General features: G+C 71.0%; 15 protein-coding genes. 11 read left to right on the top strand and 4 right to left on the bottom strand.

What is annotated here, in order from left to right:
• Positions 1–11: 11 nt before the first annotated feature.
• From FJ309_09710 to argF, 8 genes are all read left to right on the top strand, one after another.
• A complete protein-coding gene (locus tag FJ309_09710; protein MBM3954874.1) occupies positions 12–1139 on the top strand; it encodes an FAD-binding oxidoreductase in 1128 nt (375 codons plus the stop codon).
• Entirely contained in the window at positions 1136–2176 is a 1041-nt protein-coding gene (locus FJ309_09705) for a glycosyltransferase (GenBank protein MBM3954873.1), read from the top strand. Before FJ309_09710 ends, FJ309_09705 begins: the two co-directional genes overlap by 4 nt.
• Before the next feature lie 61 nt (positions 2177–2237).
• Positions 2238–2999, top strand: a complete 762-nt coding sequence (locus FJ309_09700; GenBank protein ID MBM3954872.1) for a glycosyltransferase family 2 protein — start codon at positions 2238–2240, stop codon at positions 2997–2999.
• Positions 3000–3021: 22 nt separating this feature from the next.
• Positions 3022–3792 (top strand): sugar nucleotide-binding protein, encoded by a 771-nt coding sequence (locus tag FJ309_09695; GenBank protein MBM3954871.1) that lies wholly within the window; start codon positions 3022–3024, stop codon positions 3790–3792.
• Positions 3783–4766 (top strand): sugar phosphate isomerase/epimerase, encoded by a 984-nt coding sequence (locus FJ309_09690; protein ID MBM3954870.1) that lies wholly within the window; start codon positions 3783–3785, stop codon positions 4764–4766. The genes FJ309_09695 and FJ309_09690 overlap by 10 nt, the downstream gene beginning before the upstream one ends.
• Positions 4763–5752: an acetylglutamate kinase gene (gene argB / locus FJ309_09685; protein ID MBM3954869.1), complete on the top strand. Its 990-nt coding sequence runs from the start codon at positions 4763–4765 to the stop codon at positions 5750–5752. The genes FJ309_09690 and argB overlap by 4 nt, the downstream gene beginning before the upstream one ends.
• Positions 5753–5815: 63 nt before the next feature.
• Positions 5816–7057, top strand: coding sequence for an aspartate aminotransferase family protein (locus FJ309_09680; GenBank protein ID MBM3954868.1), 1242 nt, complete (start codon positions 5816–5818; stop codon positions 7055–7057).
• Positions 7058–7061: 4 nt separating this feature from the next.
• Complete coding sequence (gene argF, locus FJ309_09675) at positions 7062–7979, top strand: ornithine carbamoyltransferase (GenBank protein ID MBM3954867.1); 918 nt, start codon at positions 7062–7064, stop codon at positions 7977–7979.
• Positions 7980–8015: 36 nt separating this feature from the next.
• On the opposite strand, the gene FJ309_09670 is transcribed toward argF, so the two are convergent.
• From FJ309_09670 to FJ309_09655, 4 genes are all read right to left on the bottom strand, one after another.
• Positions 8016–10094: a hypothetical protein gene (locus FJ309_09670; GenBank protein MBM3954866.1), complete on the bottom strand. Its 2079-nt coding sequence runs from the start codon at positions 10092–10094 to the stop codon at positions 8016–8018.
• 355 nt (positions 10095–10449) lie between these two features.
• Complete coding sequence (locus FJ309_09665) at positions 10450–12003, bottom strand: hypothetical protein (GenBank protein ID MBM3954865.1); 1554 nt, start codon at positions 12001–12003, stop codon at positions 10450–10452.
• Positions 12004–12306: 303 nt separating this feature from the next.
• Positions 12307–12753 (bottom strand): DMT family transporter, encoded by a 447-nt coding sequence (locus FJ309_09660; GenBank protein ID MBM3954864.1) that lies wholly within the window; start codon positions 12751–12753, stop codon positions 12307–12309.
• A gap of 187 nt (positions 12754–12940) precedes the next feature.
• A complete protein-coding gene (locus FJ309_09655; GenBank protein ID MBM3954863.1) occupies positions 12941–13423 on the bottom strand; it encodes a hypothetical protein in 483 nt (160 codons plus the stop codon).
• 281 nt (positions 13424–13704) lie between these two features.
• Here FJ309_09655 and FJ309_09650 point away from each other — a divergent pair, with 281 nt between their 5' ends.
• The 3 genes from FJ309_09650 (at position 13705) to FJ309_09640 (ending at position 18439) form a co-directional block, all read left to right on the top strand.
• A complete protein-coding gene (locus tag FJ309_09650) occupies positions 13705–14301 on the top strand; it encodes a sigma-70 family RNA polymerase sigma factor (protein ID MBM3954862.1) in 597 nt (198 codons plus the stop codon).
• Entirely contained in the window at positions 14223–17966 is a 3744-nt protein-coding gene (locus FJ309_09645) for a hypothetical protein (GenBank protein MBM3954861.1), read from the top strand. The genes FJ309_09650 and FJ309_09645 overlap by 79 nt, the downstream gene beginning before the upstream one ends.
• Positions 17967–18250: 284 nt before the next feature.
• Positions 18251–18439, top strand: a complete 189-nt coding sequence (locus FJ309_09640; GenBank protein ID MBM3954860.1) for a hypothetical protein — start codon at positions 18251–18253, stop codon at positions 18437–18439.
• The last annotated feature ends 354 nt before the right edge of the window (positions 18440–18793 follow it).

The raw sequence follows: 18793 nt of genomic DNA, 5'->3' as shown, positions 1-18793 counted from the left end.
GAACCGCCCCCGTGCCCGCCACCCACGCCGTCATCGGAGGAGGCTTCTACGGCTGCCTGCTCGCCGAGCGGCTGGCCCACGGCGGCGCCGGCGTGGTCCTCTTCGAGCGCGAGGGCGACCTCCTCCTCCGCGCGTCGCTGGCCAACCAGGCCCGCGTCCACGGCGGCTACCACTACCCGCGCAGCCTGCTCACCGGCCTGCGCTCCCGCGCCAACCTGCCGCGCTTCCGCGCCGAGTTCGCCGACTGCATCGACGACTCGTTCACGATGCTCTACGCCGTCGCCGCGCGCCACTCGCACGTCACGGCGCGGCACTTCGCCGGGTTCTGCCGGCGGATCGGGGCGCCGGTGAGCCCGGCGCCGCCGCACCTGGCGCGGCTCTTCGACCGCGACCTGGTCGAGGCGGTGTTCACGGTCGAGGAATGGGCGTTCGACGCCGTCGCCCTGCGCCGCGCCTGCCACGCGCGCCTCGCCGCGGCGGGGGTCGCCGTCCGGCTGGCGACCGAGGTCACGGGGCTGGGCCGTGCGCCGCGCGGCGGGGTGACGCTCGCCTCGCGCGGGCCCGACGGCGCCGGGGTCGCCCGGTTCGAGCGTGTCTACGCCTGCGCCTACTCCCGGCTCAACCTGCTCCTCGACGCCGCCGGCGTGGCCCCGATCCCTCTGCGCCACGAGGTCGCCGAAGTCGCCCTCGTCGAGGTCCCCGACGAGGTCCGCGGTCTCGGCGTGACGGTGATGTGCGGCCCATTCTTCTCGGTGATGCCGTTCCCGTCGCGTGGCCTCCACTCCTTCACCCACGTCCGCTACACGCCCCACACCAGCTGGACCGACGGCCCCGGTGGCCTGCTCGACGGCCACCGCTACCTGGCCGAGACGGCGCCGAAGTCACGCTTTCCGCTGATGCAGCGTGACGCCATCCGCCTCCTCCCGGTGCTGGCCGGGTGCCGGCAGGTCGACAGCCTGTGGGAGATCAAGACGGTCCTCCCCGCCAACGACCGCGACGACGGCCGCCCGATCCTCCTCGAGCACGACGTCGGCCTGCCGGGCCTGTCGTGCATCCTCGCCTCGAAGCTCGACAACGTCTTCGACATGCTCGACGCCATCCCGCTCGACGCCGCCCCTTCCCTGCGGAGGGCCGCATGACCGCTCCACGGGCCAGCTTCCTCTCGGTCGTCGCCCTGGTCGACAACGACGCGCCGCGCCTCGACGCGTTCGTTGCCGAGGTCCTCGCGGTCCTTGCGGCCACGGCCGCCGACCACGAGCTGATCCTCGTCGACGACGGCTCGGCCGACGCGAGCGCCCGCGAATGTGCCGCGATCCTCGCGCGCCACGAGTGCGTCCGCGTGCTGCGCCTCTCGCGCCGCCACGGCCCCGACGTCGCCGTCACCGCCGGCCTCGACTCGGCGCTCGGCGACATGAGCGTCGTGATGGCGGTGGCCACCGATCCGCCGGCGCGGATCCCCGATCTGGTGGCGCTGGCCGCCGGCGGCGCCGACATCGTCATCGGGACCACCGGCGCGCGGGGCCGCTCGCTCCCGCGGCGCATGGCCTGGAATCTGTTCCACCACGTCTTCCGGCGGGCGACGGGGTTCGATCTCGTGCGCGGCGCCTCGACCCTGCGCCTGTTCAACCGCCGGGCCCTCAACGCCCTCACGCGCCACCGCCAGAAGACCGTCCACCTCCGCCTCCTCGGCTGCTCGGTCGGATTCCGCACCGCGACGCTCGATTACGAGCCGACCGGGCCGGCGCGGCTGCGCCCGTGGCTGGGCACGCTCGGCGAGGCGGTGTCGATGCTCGTCAGCCAGTCGCCGGCGCCGCTCCGCCTCGTCAGCTGGCTCGGCGGGTTCGCCAGCCTCCTCAACGTCGGCTGCATGGCCTGGGTGGTGGCGGCCAACCTCTGGAAGGACCGGGTCGTCGAGGGGTGGACGACGCTCTCGCTGCAGCTGGCGGTGATGTTCTTCTTCCTGTTCACGACGCTGGCGGTGATCGCGGAGTACCTCGCCCACGCCTTCGAGGAGGTGAAGGACTGCCCGCTGTACCACGTCGCCGAGGAGGCTTCGTCGTCGACGGCGTTGACCGACGCCCGGCGCCGCAACCTCTGCTCGCTCGCCGCCGCCGGCGCCCCCGTGCCGACCCCCGAGGACGCCCGTGAATCCGCCCCCGCACGCCGTGCCGCCTGACCTCCGCGCCGTCGATCCGGCCGCCGCCGCTGCCTGGGCCGTCCCGGAGCACGACGCCGTCGTGCTCGCCGAGCGCCGTGGCCGCCGCGCCGTCTGCCTGTTCGTGATCGACGAGGGGGAGCGCCTCCACGGCCAGCTCGAGCGGATGCGCCACGTCGACCACCCCCTCGACGTGATCGTCGCCGACGGCGGCAGCCGCGACGGCTCGACCGATCCCGGTCGCCTCGCCGCGGCCGGCGTCCGCGCGTTGCTCGTGAAGCGCGGCCCCGGCCGGCTCTCGGCTCAGATGCGGATGGGTTTGGCCTGGTGCCTCGGCGCGGGCTACGACGGCGTCGTCGTGATGGACGGCAACGGCAAGGACGATCCCGCGGCGCTGCCGCGCTTCGACGCGGTGCTGGCCGACGGCGTCGACCACGTGCAGGGCTCGCGCTACCTTCCCGGGGGCTGCGGCATCAACACGCCGCTCGCGCGGCACCTGGCCGTCACACTCGTGCACGCCCCGGCGGTGAGCCTCGCCGCCGGCCGCCGCTACACCGACACCACCAACGGCTTCCGCGGCTACTCGCGGCGCCTCCTCCTCGACCCACGGGTGGCGCCGTTCCGCGACGTGTTCAGCGGGTACGAGCTCCACTACTACCTCGCGATCCGTGCCGCCCGGCTCGGCTTCCGCGTCGAGGAGATCCCCGTGACCCGTGCCTATCCGGCCCGCGGCGCGGTGCCGACGAAGATCCGCGGCCTCCGCGGCAACCTCGCCGTCCTCGGCACGCTGGCCAGCGCCTGCCTCGGCCGCTTCGATCCGCCGTGCGGCCGCCGGGCCGCCTGACGTTCCCCCCCGGAGTCCATCGATGGGAGACGCCCTCGTCGGCAGCACCGGTTTGGTCGGTGGCACGCTCCTCCGCCAGCGCCGGTTCGCCGACTGCTACCGCTCGACCGACATCGAGCGGATCGCCGGCCGGCGCTACGAGACGATCTGGTGCGCGGGGGCCCCGGCCGAGAAGTGGAAGGCCAACCACGACCCGGCCGCCGACCGGGCCAACCTCGCCCGGCTCGTGGCAGCGCTGGTCGCCGCGGAGGCGCGGCGCGTGGTCGTGATCTCGACGGTCGACGTGTTCGGGGATCCCAGCGGCGTCACCGAGGCGGACGAGCCGTCGCAGGCGACCGCCTACGGCCGCCACCGCCTCGAGCTCGAGCGCGCCCTGGCCGCGCGGTTTCCCGCGCTCGTCGTGCGCCTGCCGGCGCTGTACGGCCGCGGCCTGAAGAAGAACGCCGTCTACGACCTGCTCCACGGAAACCAGCCGGAGAAGATCGACTGCCGCGCCCGCTACCAGTTTTACGACCTCGAGCGCCTCGCCGCCGACGTCGACCGGGCGCGCTTGGCGGGGCTGTCGCTCGTCCACCTGGCGACCGAGCCGGTGTCGATGGCGGCGGTCGCGCGCCATGCGTTCGGCATCGAGTTTGCCAATTGCCTGCCCGGCAAGGCGCCCGCCTACGACTTCCGCACCCGCCACGGCGAGGTCTTCGGCCGCAGCGGTCCCTACGTCGCCGGCGCCGCCGAGGTGCTCGACGGGATCCGTGCCTTCGTGGCGGTCGAGCGGAGCCTGCGCCGATGCGCGTGAGTGGCTGCGGACCACATCAGCGGCCGCCGGAAGCGGCCGAAGGCGACCCGGGAGACCCTCGGCGTTTCCCGCGGTCGCCACAGTGGACAAAGGCCACGGAGGGCTTTGTCCACGGGAAGCTGAGCGCGTCGCAGATCGCCTGGCCCCCCGGGGCCGACGCCGAGGCCGCCGCGCTGTTGGTCGCGCACGGGATCGCCGGGGTCGAGCTGGTGCCGGCGCGCGTCTGCGAGCGCCCCTGGGAGGCCGACGGACGCCGCGTCGCCGCGGTCCGCCGGTTCTGGGAGGAACAGGGCCTGCCGATCGTGGCGCTGCAGGCGCTGCTCTTCGGGCGCGACGGGATGGCGCTGTTCGGGTCGGAGGGACCGCGGCAGCTCCTCGCCGACCACCTCGCGGGGATCGTCGACCTGGCGGCCGGGCTCGGCGCGGAGTCGCTCGTCTTCGGCGCGCCGCGCCAGCGCCGCCGCGGCACGCTGGACGTGGCGACGGCGACGGCGATCGCCGTGCCGTTTTTCCGAACGCTGGCCCGGCGCGCCGCCGACCGGGGCGTGTGGCTGTGCCTCGAAGCCAATCCCCCGGACTACGGCTGCGACTTCCTCACCGCGTCGCGCGACGTGATCGACTTCGTGAGCACCGTCGCGGCGGACGGTCTCGGTGTCCACCTCGACACCGGTGGGATGCACCTCGCGGGGGAGTCGGCGGCGGCCGTGATCGCGGCGGCCGGGCCGCGCTGGCGGCACGTCCATGCCAGCGAGCCGCACCTCGTGCCCCTCGGCGACGGCGGCACCGACCACCGCGCGGTCGCGCGGCTGCTCGCTGCCGCCGCCTACGACCGGTGGGTGTCGGTCGAGATCGGCCCGCCCGGGGAGGGAGAGGACTGGCGGGCGCGCCTCGGCCGCGGGCTCGCCGCCGCCGCGGCGGCCTATGCACAGGAGGGGGAAACCAACGTTTTCCCCCCGCCGCAGGCCGGGGTATGATCGGCGGTTTCCCCTCCGGAACCAGCCGCACGAGGAAGCGTCGCGCCGTGCCCAGTCCCCCGAGCGTCTCCAGGGCGCAGCAGAAGGCGATCCAGAAGGCCGACACGCTCGTCGAGGCCCTCGGCTGGATCCGCAAGTTCCGCGACACGACGACCGTGATCAAGCTCGGCGGCAGCGTCGTCGAGCATCCCGAGTCGCTTCGCCACCTGCTGCTCGACATCGTCTTCATGTCGACCTTGGGGATGAAGATCGTCGTCGTCCACGGAGGCGGCAAGGCGATCAGCCGGGCAATGGACGGCGCCGGGATCACCCCGCGTTTCGTCCAGGGGCGGCGCTACACCGACGAGGCGACGCTGGCGATCGTCGAGCAGGTGCTGGCCACCGATCTCAACCACGAGCTCGTGGCGAGGATCGAGGAGTTCGGCGGCCGGGCGATGTCGCTCAACTTCCGCTCGACGAACGTCCTGTTCGGCGAACGGCTCACGCTTCCCGGCCCCGACGGTCCGGTCGACCTCGGCCATGTCGGCGAGGTGACGCGCGTCGACCGGCTGTCGATCGACAACCTCACCTACGCCGGCCAGGTGCCGGTGATCCCGTCGATGGCGCTGGGCCCCGACGGCGGCAGGCTCAACGTCAATGCCGACACCGCGGCGACGGCCGTCGCCGCGGCGATCGGCGCCGAGAAACTCGTCGTCCTCTCCGACATCCCCGGCGTGCTCCGCGACATCGGTGACCCGGAGAGCCTGATCCACTCCCTCACCGCCACCGAGGCGCGGCGATTGATCGCCGACGGCACGATCGCCGGCGGCATGATCCCCAAGATCGAGGGCTGCCTGGAGACGCTCGACCGGGGCGTGAAGAAGGTCCACGTGATCGACGGGCGGCTGCGGCATTCGCTCCTCCTCGAGATCTACACCACCAGCGGCGTCGGCACCGAACTGGTGCGCGACGACGTCGCCGCCGGATCACGCCCCGCGCAGCGCTGACCCCGACAGACCACTGCGGCCGGCGCACGGCGCGCCTGCCGCCGCGAGAGGAGGGTTTCCACCATGGCCACGATCGACGCCCCGTCGCCGGCACCCGCCATTGGCACCGTCACCCGTGCGGTCATCGACACCTTCGACCGCTACGTCGTCCCCAACTACCGGCGCTTCCCGGTGTGCCTGGTGCGCGGCAGCGGCTCGCGCGTCTGGGACGCCGAAGGCACCGAGTACCTCGACCTGTTTCCCGGGTGGGGCTGCAACCTCCTCGGCCACTGCCCCGAGCCGGTGGTCCGCGCCGTCCAGGAGCAGGTCGCGCGCCTGATCCACGTTCCCAACACCTGGTACATGGAGGCCCAGGGGGAGTGGGCCCGGCTGCTCTCCGAGCGGAGCTTCGGCGGCAAGGCCTTCTTCTGCAATTCCGGCACCGAGGCCAACGAGGCGGCGATCAAGCTGGTCCGTCTCCGCAGCGACGGCAAGCGCTACAAGCTCATCTCCTTTCGCGGCGGTTTCCACGGCCGCACGATGGGGAGCCTGTCGGCCACGGCGCAGCCGAAGTACCACGAGGGGCTCGGGCCGATGCTCCCCGGCTTCGCCTACGCCCCCCACGGCGACCTCGAGGCGGTCGAGAAGCTCGTCGACGACCAGACCGGCGGGATCCTCGTCGAGCCGATCCTCGGCGAGGGGGGCGTGGTGCCGCCGCCGCCGGGATTCCTCGAGGGGCTGCGCCGGATCGCCGACGCCCACGACCTGCTGCTGGTGTTCGACGAGGTGCAGTGCGGCTCGGGGCGGACGGGCACCTGGTTCGGCTACCAGCGGTTCGGCGTCACCCCCGACGTGCTGACGCTCGCCAAGAGCCTCTGCGCCGGCGTCGCCGGCGGCGGCATGCTGTGCCGCGCCGATCTCGCCGGCCACCTCCGGCCGGGGATGCACGCCGCCACCTTCGGCGGCAACCCGCTGGCTGCCGTGGCCGGGATCGCCGCGATCCGGATGATCGAGGAGGAGGGGCTGCTCGACCATGTCTCCGCCGCGGCGGCGATCTTCCGCGAGCGGCTCGAAGAGCTCCAGGAGCGCTGCGACGCGGTGGTGGCGGTCCGCGTGATCGGGATGATGATCGGCGTCGAACTGTCGATCGACGGGGCGCCAGTGGTCGAGCGGGCCCTCGAGAAGCGGCTCCTCGTCAACTGCACGCAGGGGCGGGTGATCCGCCTCCTGCCGGCGATGACGATCACGCCCGCCGAGATCCACGACGGCTGCGACCGGCTCGGTGAGGCGATCGTCGAGACCGCGGCCCGGGCCGGCCACGGGTGATCCGATGACGCGCCACCTCGTCGACGTCGAGGATCTCTCCGCCCACGAGATCGCGGCGATCTTCTCGATCGCCCGGGACCTCGAGACCAAGTACCGGGCCGGGCTGCGCGAGCCGCTGTTTCCCGGCCGCGTGCTCGCGCTGGTATTCGAGAAGCAGTCGCTGCGCACCCGGGCGAGCTTCGAGGCGGCGATGGCCCACCTCGGCGGCACGAGCCTGTTTCTCGGTGCCGACACCGGCTTCGCCACCTCGCGCGAGAGCATCGCCGATTACGGCCGTGTGCTCTCGCAGTATGCCGACGCGATCGTCTGCCGTAGCAAGGCCCACGACACGATCGAGGGCCTCGCGGCGGTGGCCACCGTCCCGGTGATCAACGGCCTCTCCGACCACAGCCATCCCTGCCAGGCGCTGGCCGACCTGTATGTGCTCGAACGCCAGGTGGGGAAGCTGGCGGGCCTGACGCTGGCGTTCGTCGGCGACGGCAACAACGTCGCCCGCTCACTGGCGGTGGCCTGCGGGCTGCTCGGAATGCGGTTCGTGCTCGCCGCGCCGCGCGGCTATCAATTCGACGAGGCATTCCGCAGCCATCTTCGCGCGATCCTTCCGCAGGCCGAGTGCCACGAGACGACCGACGCGGTCGCGGCGGTGACCGGGGCGGCGGCGGTCTACACCGACGTCTGGACGAGCATGGGCCAGGAGGGGGAACGGGCGAAGCGGACCCGTGACCTCGGCCCCTACCAGGTCAACGAACACCTGATGCGTCACTGCCCCGACGCGCTGTTCATGCACTGCCTCCCGGCGCGGCGTGGCGAGGAGGTGACCGACGGCGTGATCGACGGTGCCCGGAGCATCGTCGTCGAGCAGGCGGCGGCGCGGATGCACCTCCAGAAGGGGCTGCTTGCCTGGCTCCTCGGCCACCGCTGACGGCGGCGACCGTCGGCCGACCACAGTCGCAAGCGATCACAGTGCCGGGAAGGTGATCTTCGGCCACGATGGCTGCGGCGCCATGGGAATGAACTGTACGCCCGGCTGCGGAGGGGGAGGAGGAGGGACGACGATCTCCCGGACGGAGAAACCCGCCGGTGTGTTGAGTTCCCAGTTGGCGAGCAACTCCCAGGGAGTTCCCCGATTCCGCTCCCGGCAGCGCTCCAGGAGCCGGATCGCTTCGGCCGTGCGGTTACGAATCGCGAGGTTCTCACCGCACAACTGTGGACCGGGCCCGAGGAGAACCCGATTCGTCGGCGGTCGGAGGCCGTTCGGCTGCACCATCGCGTTGCAGATCGCGAGATACTCCTGGTAGCGGACGCTCATCGCGAGGAGGCGACCGCGAGTCAGGTCATACCAGGCCTGCCAACGACGCGAGGGTTCCTTGGCATATTCGTACTCCCAGTCGATGGCTGATATGAACGACGTCAAGGCCTCCTCCGCCATCTGCGCCGACTGCCGGATCGGTTGCACGGCCGCCGCCACATTGCTGGGTAACTCGACTCGAAAAACCTCGGGGCTGCAGTATCCCGGCGAGTAGATCCTGAAGGGATACACTGGCGTCTGCGGCGGCGCCAGGAATTGCAGTTGCGGTGTGGAGCGATCGGCCGACAGGTGTGTGCACCGCACGGCGTTCATCACGGCCATCCGCAATGGCGAGGCCCCCACGGCCTCGACGATTTCGTAGGCGCTGCCGTAGTCCGGCAGGTAGTCCTTCATCCGTTCGAGGTCGAATGGAGCGGTTTCCCCGGGTCGATCGAGGATCCTGAACGTACCGCCCGTTTGCAGGGCGAGGCGTGTCAATGAATACGGGCCGATACCGGCCATCAGCCGCTCCCGCAGCGGCCCGCCATACCATTGCCTGCCGTCAGCGACCAACACCCCTTCGTAGGCTCCCGCATCGTCGTCGTCGTCGAACCAGTAGGGAAGGAGCACCCGTTCCTGGAGGAAGCTGTCGGGGCCGCGGGTGACAGGAAGGAGAAACCGACCGTGGCCGGGTACGGTCCACGGTTGCAGTCCCCGATCGGTACCGAAGACGCTCGACGGCCCCACGACGTGGACGACGGTGCCGGTGGCGCGGCAGGCGGCGATCGCCTCTTCGAGAAGGCTGGTGTCGTCGCCCGACTCGTCAGTCCAGATGACGATGCGCAGCCTGTGGCGCCGCTTGACGTCATTGTGGAAGCGTTGCTGGAAGCGGATCACGACGGCAAGGACGGCCGACATCACGTTTTCACGGCCGCTCGGATCGATCGGCAAGTTCTCGATCGCTTTCAGGTTCGCATACGGGGAAAAGTCGGCCATCAGGTTGACCCCCGCCCCGAACGCGACGACCGCCGTCAATAGACGGCCGGGCTTTCCCGGCTTCGGCCATTCCGCCTTCACGAACGGCTCCAAGGTCTTGGCGAGTGATCGCCGGTCTTCCGTGAGACTGATGGAGGCGTCAAGTACCCAGGCGACGTATGTCTGGCCCTCTTCCAGATCGGTGCCGAGCATCCCGAGCAGGCCGTTCGCCGCGCCGGTGGCATCGGCGGCCGCGGTGATGCCCTCCGCCGGAGCCGTCGCAGCCTGGGGCTTGAAGCCCGTCCAGCGGGGACGGTCCGGCTTCGCCCGCTCTGCCACCACACCGAGCTTCGTGGCGGTCGGTGAAAACTCGCGATTCAGGATCTCCGTTCCCGGGAGATCTGCCATCAACGCCGTCGAGGAATCGCGCGGCGGCAGATCCAAAGCGACCGCGTCCAGGGCCGACGCCGGATCGGAGGCCACGTCGCCGACGGACATCGCTTCGGCGACTTCGGCAATCGCCACGTCCGACATGTCGCCCGCAACCCCGAGGTCCACGGTGGACTCGATCGCGACGTCCGGGGCCACCGAGGCAGATCCCAGATCGATGACGAACCGGGGGCCGACGAGGCCCGATGGCATGAAAGTCGCCAGAGCGAGCACGAGCAGCACCGCCACATGAAACACGAGGCTCACGACCCACGGCGGGGCGTTTTTCAGCGCGACCGGTACCCGGCTGCGGATCATCTCCGTCGCCCCGACGAGCCACTCCATCGCAGCCATCCGCCCACTCCTTCCCGATCCGGGTGTCACGGGTTCTCTCAACACTGCGATCGCTCGGTCCTCACATGAACTCATGCGGAATCCGTTCGCCGATCACGCCACGCAATGCCACGCCCCCCTCGGGAGGGTACCTGGCAAAAAGAAAATCGGCTTTCAGCGCCCCTCCGTCGGCGTGTCGGGACCGACGGCATCGCTGACTGGCCCAGCGAACGACGTCGTCACGGAGCGGGGGCCGCGAACACGTGCCGTGGTGGGGGAGCGTTTCGCCACTCCAGTGCGATCTCCCGTTCGGCCTCAGCCCGAGGGCTGATCGTGCAACCTGGATGCCGACTGCCCGACAGGACGATCACCGAACCGGCGGATCGAGGCTCAGGATCTCGATCTTCGCGTACCGATCCTTCCCGACACACCGCACCGTGAACACCTGTCCCGCTGCGACCGGTTTTCCGCGAAGCTTCGTGAAATAGCGTTGCGGGTCGCGTTCGGCGTCGTCGCTCACCTCGACCAGAGAGTCGAATCCGACCGACTCCTCGTGCAGACCGGTCGGATGCTCTGCCACATCGACCAAGGCAAACATCGGTCCGCTCCCGTCGGCGGCCGTTTGCCCGCCAGCACGCATTCCTCCCGCCCGGACCGCGGAAGCCGGACCTGGATCCTCGAGCATCAGATCGCTTCCCCAGAAACCACGGACCTCGGCCCCTCGGTCAAGCGAAAACCGACTGTGTGCGACGCTGAAGTAGGCGCTTCCCACCTCCACGCCATGGCCGACGAGTTTCCGCGAGCCCGGCTCCGTCTGCACCGCCCATTTGATCCCGACGGTCGCGACAGGCTTCAGGACGATGTCGAGCCGCTGTAGTTTCTGCCCGCCAATGTCGTGTGGTTGGTGGTATTCCGCCCCGGGACACTCGGCGCGGACGAGGAACGTGCCTGGTGAGACGGCGTCGAAGCGATACTCACCTTCGTCGTTGGCAATGACGGCGTCCCAGTCGCAGATCCGCACGATCGCCTTTGCGGCAGGCCGGCCGTCCGGGAGCGACACCCTCCCGCCGACACGGATCGCATCCCGCGCGGTCAGTTTCCTCAACGAAAAAGTTTTGGAAGTTGTCACCTTCCCCATGGGAATCAAGACGTTCTGGTCGAGGCCCAGGCAGCCCGGCGCGCCGATCCGCACGCGGACCTTCCCCGACGACCGTGGAGCCGCGGTGACGAACACTCCGGAGTCGGGAACGACAACCCGACCGATCATCCCTTCGATGATCACTTGGTCCATGCGGACACCCGACGGAATCACGAGCTTGCCGATCATGAAGTTCGTGTCCCACAGGACATCGGCGTCGGCGGGCAGCAAGTGCTTCTTGATCCCCGCCACGTCACCGTTCCCGGCCAGTTCCGCGATCAACCCTCGATCCAGAGTGAAGGCCTTATCCGCCAGCTTCTCCAGACGCGGAGACAACGGCAAACCAGCGTCGCGGCGCGTTTCGATGACGAATCTCAGGAACGGACCGACGCCCTGTCCGCCCGCGGTGCTACCGAGGATCCGATCGCCCGTCGAATCGACAAGGACCATCGTCGGATAGCCGCCGCACCCGTATTTGCCCTCGATCGCCTTGTCTTCGACGGCCTTGACCCAGACGAAGTCACGAAGCGCCCCGCGAATCTCCGGATGGGGCAACGTATTGGCCTCGAATGACGTACAGAACCCGCACCAGGGCGCACTCATCATCACGAACATCGGCTGCGCTTGCTTCGCGGCCTTGGAGCGGGCGCTCTCGAGGTTTGCCTCCCAGGGCAGCCCCGCGGGCTCCGCGCCCATGGAAAGTGAGACGGCTGCACCGAGCGCCGCGAGAAGCGACCATGTGAACAGTGAACGTCCGACGAGCCGATCCAGCGTGTAACGCATGGCTATTCCTCTCCTCGGGAAGGCAGCGGGTCGATCGTGGAGTGCGGCCCACTGGCCACGATCGGCCAAATGACGCCACCCTTGCGCGGCTGGCGATCGAGTCTGCCAAGCCAACCGACCTCCCAGATGAACATGCGGAATCGGTTCGTGATTCACGCCACGATGATTGCCGCGCCACCACAGCGAGGGGTGCCGAAGGAGGTTCCGGCGGAGACCCCCCCTGACAGGTCAACTCCGCGGTGCACCGCTCGGACTCTCCAAACGGCACGACGAGCCTCGCCACCCGGGAGACACCGACTGCGTTCAGCGGCCGAGCAGCACGCAGGCCACGCCGGCGATGATCAGCACCGCCCCGGCGAACGTGCCCGGCGTCGCCTGCGTCTCGCGGAACAGCACCCAGGCGAAGATCACGGTGAACAGCGGATACGTCGTCTCCACCACGGCCGCGAGCGTGGCATTGCTTCCGCGCACGCTCGCCAGGATGCAGAGGTTGGCGGTGAGATAAACACTGACGCTCGCCGCCAGCCACCATGCCTCCCGGCCGCCGGCGGCGAGGAGCGCCAGGTCGCGGCGGAAGCCGCCGCCCAGGCACCCCATCGTCAGCGAGACGACGAGCCCACCGAGGGCCGCGGCCAGGAGCACCGTGGCGGTCGACACGGTCTTCAGGAGCCGCTCGGTAAGGACGTAATTCAGCCCCCACAGGATCGATGCGGCCACTGCAAACACGAACCACGGGCCGATGGATGGCATGGCACCTTCCTAAGGGCGTTCGGGCGCCGTGAAGACCGGGGGTCACGGATGTCCGCCGGACGCCGCAGCGCGAGCGGGGGCGCGGATGGCCTTCCTCGATGGCAGGGGGCGATCGCCCCCGCCCACCAAAGCCTATCCGCTACGCGCCGCTGCGGCGAAGCCATGCGCCGCCGGCCGCGGGGCGACCTCAGGATCCGACCACGCGGACACGTGTCCGCGGGTGATGGGCCAGCAGGTCGCTGTACAGGGGCACGACGCGCAACAGCATCCGCAGCGAGTGCTCGCTGCGGTTCCACAACTGATCGTCACGGCAGAGGGGGTGGATGTTCAGCGGAACCTCGAGCGGGATCCACTCGATCCCGAAACGCGGTGGCTCGATGACCGCGCCATCATGGCCGACGATCACTGCCGCCAGCCGACCGAGCCACGAGCGCTGCCGAGCCCGCCGCGGCGGTTCCACCGTCGTCGCCCGGTCGCACTCGAGGTGGAACCAGACCGTTTCCCAGGTCGGTCGCCCGCACACAACGCACGTGTCGGTCAGCACCATGCTCCCGTCCGCGATCCGGTCGCGGACGAATTCCACGGTCACCGGAAGGGTGTCCGGCTCGTCGATCGCGCCGCGCTCCATCGTCGTCCCTCCATGCCACGCCCCGCGTCGGAGAGGACCCACACTGCGGTTCCTCTCATGGTTATGGCGTGAAACGGAGCGAAAAGACGCCACGGGTCTGGCGGGCTTTTTCGCAAGGTTCACCCCCGCCGTCGAAGGGGTGTCGGTTTTCCGCCAAAAAACCCTTCTTCTGGGCGATTCCGGTGCGATTCGTGGGGTCACCTGGACGGGGGTGTAAACTGCGGAGGCCGTCGGAGAGATCGGGGGCTGATCAGCACCCGGCGGCCACCGTGACGCGCCGACTGCGTCCCGAGCCCCCGCCCGTGTGCCGGGGGCATTCCAGGATGGCGACGGTCGACGATCCACGGACGGCGCCGGCGTCCCTCGACACGCCGGCGCTGGTCACGCTCCTCTACCGTGAACTGCGGGCGATCGCCCGGCGGCGGCTGGCGGCCGAGCGCCACGCCCATTCCTGGCAGCCGACCGTGCTCACGCACGAGGCGGTCGAGCGGCTCCTCCGCGACAGCGGAGGCACTTCCTGGGACTGCCCGGGGCATTTCGTCGCAGCCGCGTCGCGGACGATGCGCCGGCTGCTCGTCGATGCCGCCCGGAAGCGGCGGTCGGAGCGCGCCGGAGGCGGGCTGACGCGGCACGACATCGCGCTGGGGGAAGTGGCGGCCGACGACCCGTGGGCCGAGGCGCTGGTGATCGACGACCTCCTCGACCACCTCGCGGCGTCGAGCCCGAGCGCGGCGTTGGTGTTCGAGCTGCGCCACTACTGCCGGCTGACCGTGCGCGAGACGGCGGCGGCGCTCGGGCTGGCGCCGCGGACCGTCGACCGGCGCTGGGACTACGCCTGCGAATGGTTGGCCCGGGAATTGGACGGCCCCGGATTTCCCGACGATTCGCGCACCACGGAGGCGCGGCGGCACCCGCGGTAGCGGCCATGGACGCCGATCCTGCCTCGCCGCACGCGCCCGATCCCGCGCGGCCGCTGCCCGACGACGCCGAGATCTTCGAGGCCGCGATCGAGGCGGTGCGGGCCGATCCGGCTGGCCTCGGCCCGTTTCTCGCCGCGGCCTGCGGCGGCGACCGCGCGCGTGAAGCACGGATCGGCGACCTGGTGCGGCGCTGCCTCGAGCGCCGCGGCGGCGGCGCGTTCGCCACCCCGCTCCCGGAGCGGATTCCGGAACTGGCCGCCGCGTTCGCCGCCGACGGCGCCTTTGACGACGACCTCGCCGACGAGGACGACGACGACCTGGTCGGCACGGCCATCGGCCCGATCGTGCTCGTCCGCCGGATCGGTGCGGGGAGCTTCGGCATCGTCTACGAAGGGCACGAAGACTGGCCGGCGCGGCTGGTGGCCGTGAAGGTGATGCGCGCCGACGTGGCGTCGCGCGAACTGGTGCGCCGCTTCGAGCGCGAGGCCGACCTGCTGGCCTGCCTCGACCACCCCGGCATCGCCCGGGTCATCCGCGCCGGCACGATCGACCGCGACGGCCGGAAGCTCCCCTACCTGGTGATGGACCACGTCACCGACGCCCGATCGATCACCGCCCATGCCGCCGCCGCGGGGCTGTCGCTCCGGCAGCGGCTCGAGCTGTTTCACCTCGTCGCCACCGCCGTCGGTGCCGCCCACGCGCGCGGCGTGATCCACCGCGACCTCAAGCCGGCCAATCTTCTCGTCGGCGCCGACGGCCTCCCGCGGGTGATCGACTTCGGCTGGGGCCGGGCGATCGGCCTGCCGGTGTCGCCACGCCACGAGGCCACGATCGCCGGCCGGGTGATCGGCACCGTGCAGTACATGAGCCCGGAGCAGATCCGCGGCGCGCCCGAGGGAGTCGACACGCGTGGCGACGTCTACTCCCTCGGCGTGATCCTCCACGAGCTGCTCGCCGGCCGGCCGCCGTACGACGTGCGCGACAGGGGACTGTTCGAAGCTGCTGCCCTCGTCGAGACCGCGCTCCCCGCGCCGCTCCACCGGCTCGACCGGCGCGTCCCGCGCGACGTCTCCACGATCGTCACCACCTGCCTGCAGAAGGATCCTGCCAAGCGCTACTCCAGCGCGCTGGAATTTGCCGCCGACCTCGGGCGGCATCTCGCCGGCGAACCGATCCACGCCAGCCCGCCGCGGGCGATCGACGCCCTGCAGCGATTTGCCCGCCGCCACACGCTCGCCGCCACGGCGCTGGGGATCGCGTTTGTGTCGCTGACGGTAGCGATCGTCGGGGTGACAGGTTTCGCGCTGCGGTCGGAGCGGGCCCGACGCGCCGAACACGCCGCGCTCGCCCTCGCGGAAGCGCGCCTCGGCATCGCCAACCGCGAGACGCTCGCGGCCCGCCGCGAGCTGTACGTCGCCAATCTCTACCGGCTCGCCGACCTCGTCGACGGGCCGAGCGTGGCCGCGGCGATGGACAGCTTCGACGACACGCTGCGCGGCATCGGCATCGATCCGGCCGGTCGCCGTGGGAGCGAAGTGCCGGGCGTGCCGCTCGAAATGCGCTGCCTGTGGCCGGCGATCGATCAGGCCGTGCTGACCCCGGGGGGGCTTCTCGACGGCAAACCCTCCCGCGTCTCCTGGAGCCCCGATGGCCGGTTTCTCGCCGCGGCGAGTACCGGCAATGCGGCGTTTGTCGTCGCGCTCGAGGATCCCCGCTTCGCAAGCCGCCTCGAGTCGGGCACGGCAGCGGTCTATGACGTCGCCTTCAGCCCCGACTCGACGCGCCTGGCGACCGCGTCGGCCGACGGGATCCATGTCTGGGAGACCGACTCCCGGCGGGTCGTCACCGCCGCAGAGGTGCCCGTCGCACGCTGGGACCACGTCGCCTTCCGCCCCGACGGCGGGCAGATCGCCGCCACCGCGTCCGATGGCACGGTGGTGCTCGTCGATGCCGTCACGGGGCAGCGGATCGGCCGGGAGGCCCGCCATGGTGGCGCCGTGAGCTTCCTCGCTTATTCCCCCGACGGCTCGCGGGTCGTCACCGCCGGGATGGACGGCACGGTCCAGATCCGCGACGCCACGACGGCCGAGCGCCTCCACAAGCTGTTCGTGACGTATCCCAAGCCGTTTCGCTGCGCCGCGATCAGTCCCGACGGCACCCGCGTCGCCGCCGGCGATGTCCGCGGCGGCGTCTTGCTCTGGGACGTCGTCACCGGCCAGATCGTGGAGAGTGTCCGTGAGACCGCCGACCCGATCCGCGCCCTCGCGTTCAACCCCGACGGTTCCCTGCTCGCCGTGGGCGACGAGCGCGGGATCGCCACGATCCGCGCTGCGGCGGATCTCGACCGCGTCGTCGCCCGGCTCGAGGGACATGGCCGGCTCGTATCGTCGCTGGTGTGGAGCCCCGATGGCCGCCGGCTGGCGACCGCGAGCCATGACCGCCACCGGTTGATCCATCTGTGGGACGTCGAAACCGGCCGGGAGATCCGCGTCTTCCGCGGCCATGCCGACGCCATTTCGTCGCTCGCCTTCAGCCCCGACGGAAAGTGGCTCGCCTCTTCGTGCAACGGTAAAACCCTGCGGCTGTGGCCCGCGTCCGATAGCCCCGCGACCGTGCTCGCCGCCGACAGCCCGATCACCATCGCGGTCGTGGCGGCCGATGGCACGGCGATCGCCTGCGGCACCGAGGCTGGCGAGCTGATCGTGTTCGACGCCCGCTCGCTCGAACGCCGAAGCGTGGTGACGGCGCACGACGGCGCGGTCACGGCGCTGGCGATCTCCGCCGACGGCGGCGCGCTTGTGTCTGCAGGTATCGACGGCTGCGTGCGGGTGCACGCGCTGCCGGGCCTCGCCCCGCGCGGCCTTGTGGCCGAGCATCGCGGGGGCGTGCGGGCGCTGGTGTTGCTTGCCGACGGGCGCTGTGTGTCGGCCGGTGCCGATGGCATCGCGCGGGTGACGCTCCTCCATACGGGAGGGTCGCTCGCGGCGACCGCCGCCGGCCCTGGTGCGGTGGCGGCCCTGGCCGTCGCTGTGCCGCGGCCGAGCACGACTGGCGATCACGGCTCGCCGGGAATCATCGCGCTCTCGTATGGCGGCGGCGGGGCTGCCACGTTCGCGCTCGAGACGGGGGAGCGGCTGGCCGATGTCGGCGGCGCGAAGGAGAGGGTGTCGCGACTGGCGCTGTCGCCGGACGGTCGCTTGCTGGCCACGGGCGCCGAGCGCGGCGGCACGGTCGCGCTGGTAGACCCCCGTGATGCCGCGGTGGTCGCCACCTGCGCCGGCCACAAAGGCTCGATTACCGAGTTGGGGTTCTCGGCCGACGGCAAGCATCTGCTGTCGGCGGGAGAAGACAACCACGTCCGCGTCTGGAAGGTCCCGAGCGGCGAGCCGGTCGACAGCCGTGGCGGCCTCGACAACCAGGTGCTGAGCGTGGCCGAGTCACCCCTGGGAGACCGGCTGGCGACCGGGTCGGCGGATGGCACGGTGCGTCTCTGGGACCGGTCGAAGGGGGATCAATTGGTCGTCCTCCGCGGCCGCGGCGCGCGGGTCAAGTCGGTCGCCTTCGCGCCCGACGGCACGTGGCTGTTGTCGGTGAGCGACGACGGCACCGCGCGCGTGTGGGGGCGTGCCGAGGCCGACATCTTCGCGGCGCGGATGGGGTGGTAGGGCTCCGTCGGCGGTGAGTTGCCGATCAGCGTTCCCTCTCGCCACTCCGCGCGACCGCCCCCTGGTCTCGCCCGCCGGGGCGCTGTCGGCGAACCTCTCCGGCACGCCCCGGGCGACCGACGACGCCGATCTCGTCATCGCCTTCGACGCATTCGACGATCGCCATCGACGGAGCCCCTGCCAGGGTAAGATCCTGTGGCTCGCTCATGGACACTCGTCGCCGCCCACCGATGCCCGAGCCCCACGACTCCCCCGCGGCTCCCGCGCCCTCGGGGCACGATTCGATGGACGACGTCATCGCGATCTACAAGCGCGACGTCGATCGCTCGCTCCTCCGGGCGAATCTCGCCAAGACGCCGGAGCAGCGCTTCCGCGACCTGATGCAGATCCAGGCCGCCGCCGAGGAGCTGCGCCGGGCCGGAGCTGCGGCGCGCCGGAAGGGCGCGGCTGGCCGGGAGGATGACGCTCGATGATCGACCTCGGCCGCCTCCTCCGCGCGCTGGCCGAACGCGACGTGCGGCTGATCATCGTCGGCGGCATGGCCGGGATCGCCCTGAAGCGGGCCGCCGGGCGGCCGAAGGACCTCGAGGCGATCGCCGAGCTCGAATCGCTCCGCGACGAGCGCTCCTGAAGCTCACGGCAGCGGCAGGCCAGGTGTTCCAGGACATCAGGAATCGGAAGACAGTCGCAATTGAACGAGTACCTCTCCCCCGACCCCCGCGGTCCCTTTGACGCCGACGGACAAGCGCGGTAGGTTCCCCCGAAAAGAGGGAGACCTGCCATGCGGCGTTCGATCCGGCGGCGGCGTGCGGCACGACGAAGCGCGG

It is taken from the genome of Planctomycetota bacterium, assembly GCA_016872555.1.
Classification (GTDB): domain Bacteria; phylum Planctomycetota; class Planctomycetia; order Pirellulales; family UBA1268; genus F1-20-MAGs016.
The sequence above is the reverse complement of the archived record's forward strand: the minus strand, read 5'-3'. Positions and strand labels throughout refer to the sequence as shown.

Bases quoted from the DNA above. Each gene is read 5' to 3' on its own strand.
- FJ309_09705 (MBM3954873.1), top strand. From the start codon at position 1,136: ATGACCGCTCCACGGGCCAGCTTCCTCTCGGTCGTCGCCCTGGTCGAC.
- FJ309_09695 (MBM3954871.1), top strand. From the start codon at position 3,022: ATGGGAGACGCCCTCGTCGGCAGCACCGGTTTGGTCGGTGGCACGCTC.
- FJ309_09690 (MBM3954870.1), top strand. From the start codon at position 3,783: ATGCGCGTGAGTGGCTGCGGACCACATCAGCGGCCGCCGGAAGCGGCC.
- argB (MBM3954869.1), top strand. From the start codon at position 4,763: ATGATCGGCGGTTTCCCCTCCGGAACCAGCCGCACGAGGAAGCGTCGC.
- FJ309_09680 (MBM3954868.1), top strand. From the start codon at position 5,816: ATGGCCACGATCGACGCCCCGTCGCCGGCACCCGCCATTGGCACCGTC.
- argF (MBM3954867.1), top strand. From the start codon at position 7,062: ATGACGCGCCACCTCGTCGACGTCGAGGATCTCTCCGCCCACGAGATC.
- FJ309_09670 (MBM3954866.1), bottom strand. From the start codon at position 10,094: ATGGAGTGGCTCGTCGGGGCGACGGAGATGATCCGCAGCCGGGTACCG.
- FJ309_09665 (MBM3954865.1), bottom strand. From the start codon at position 12,003: ATGCGTTACACGCTGGATCGGCTCGTCGGACGTTCACTGTTCACATGG.
- FJ309_09660 (MBM3954864.1), bottom strand. From the start codon at position 12,753: ATGCCATCCATCGGCCCGTGGTTCGTGTTTGCAGTGGCCGCATCGATC.
- FJ309_09650 (MBM3954862.1), top strand. From the start codon at position 13,705: ATGGCGACGGTCGACGATCCACGGACGGCGCCGGCGTCCCTCGACACG.
- FJ309_09645 (MBM3954861.1), top strand. From the start codon at position 14,223: ATGGTTGGCCCGGGAATTGGACGGCCCCGGATTTCCCGACGATTCGCG.
- FJ309_09640 (MBM3954860.1), top strand. From the start codon at position 18,251: ATGGACGACGTCATCGCGATCTACAAGCGCGACGTCGATCGCTCGCTC.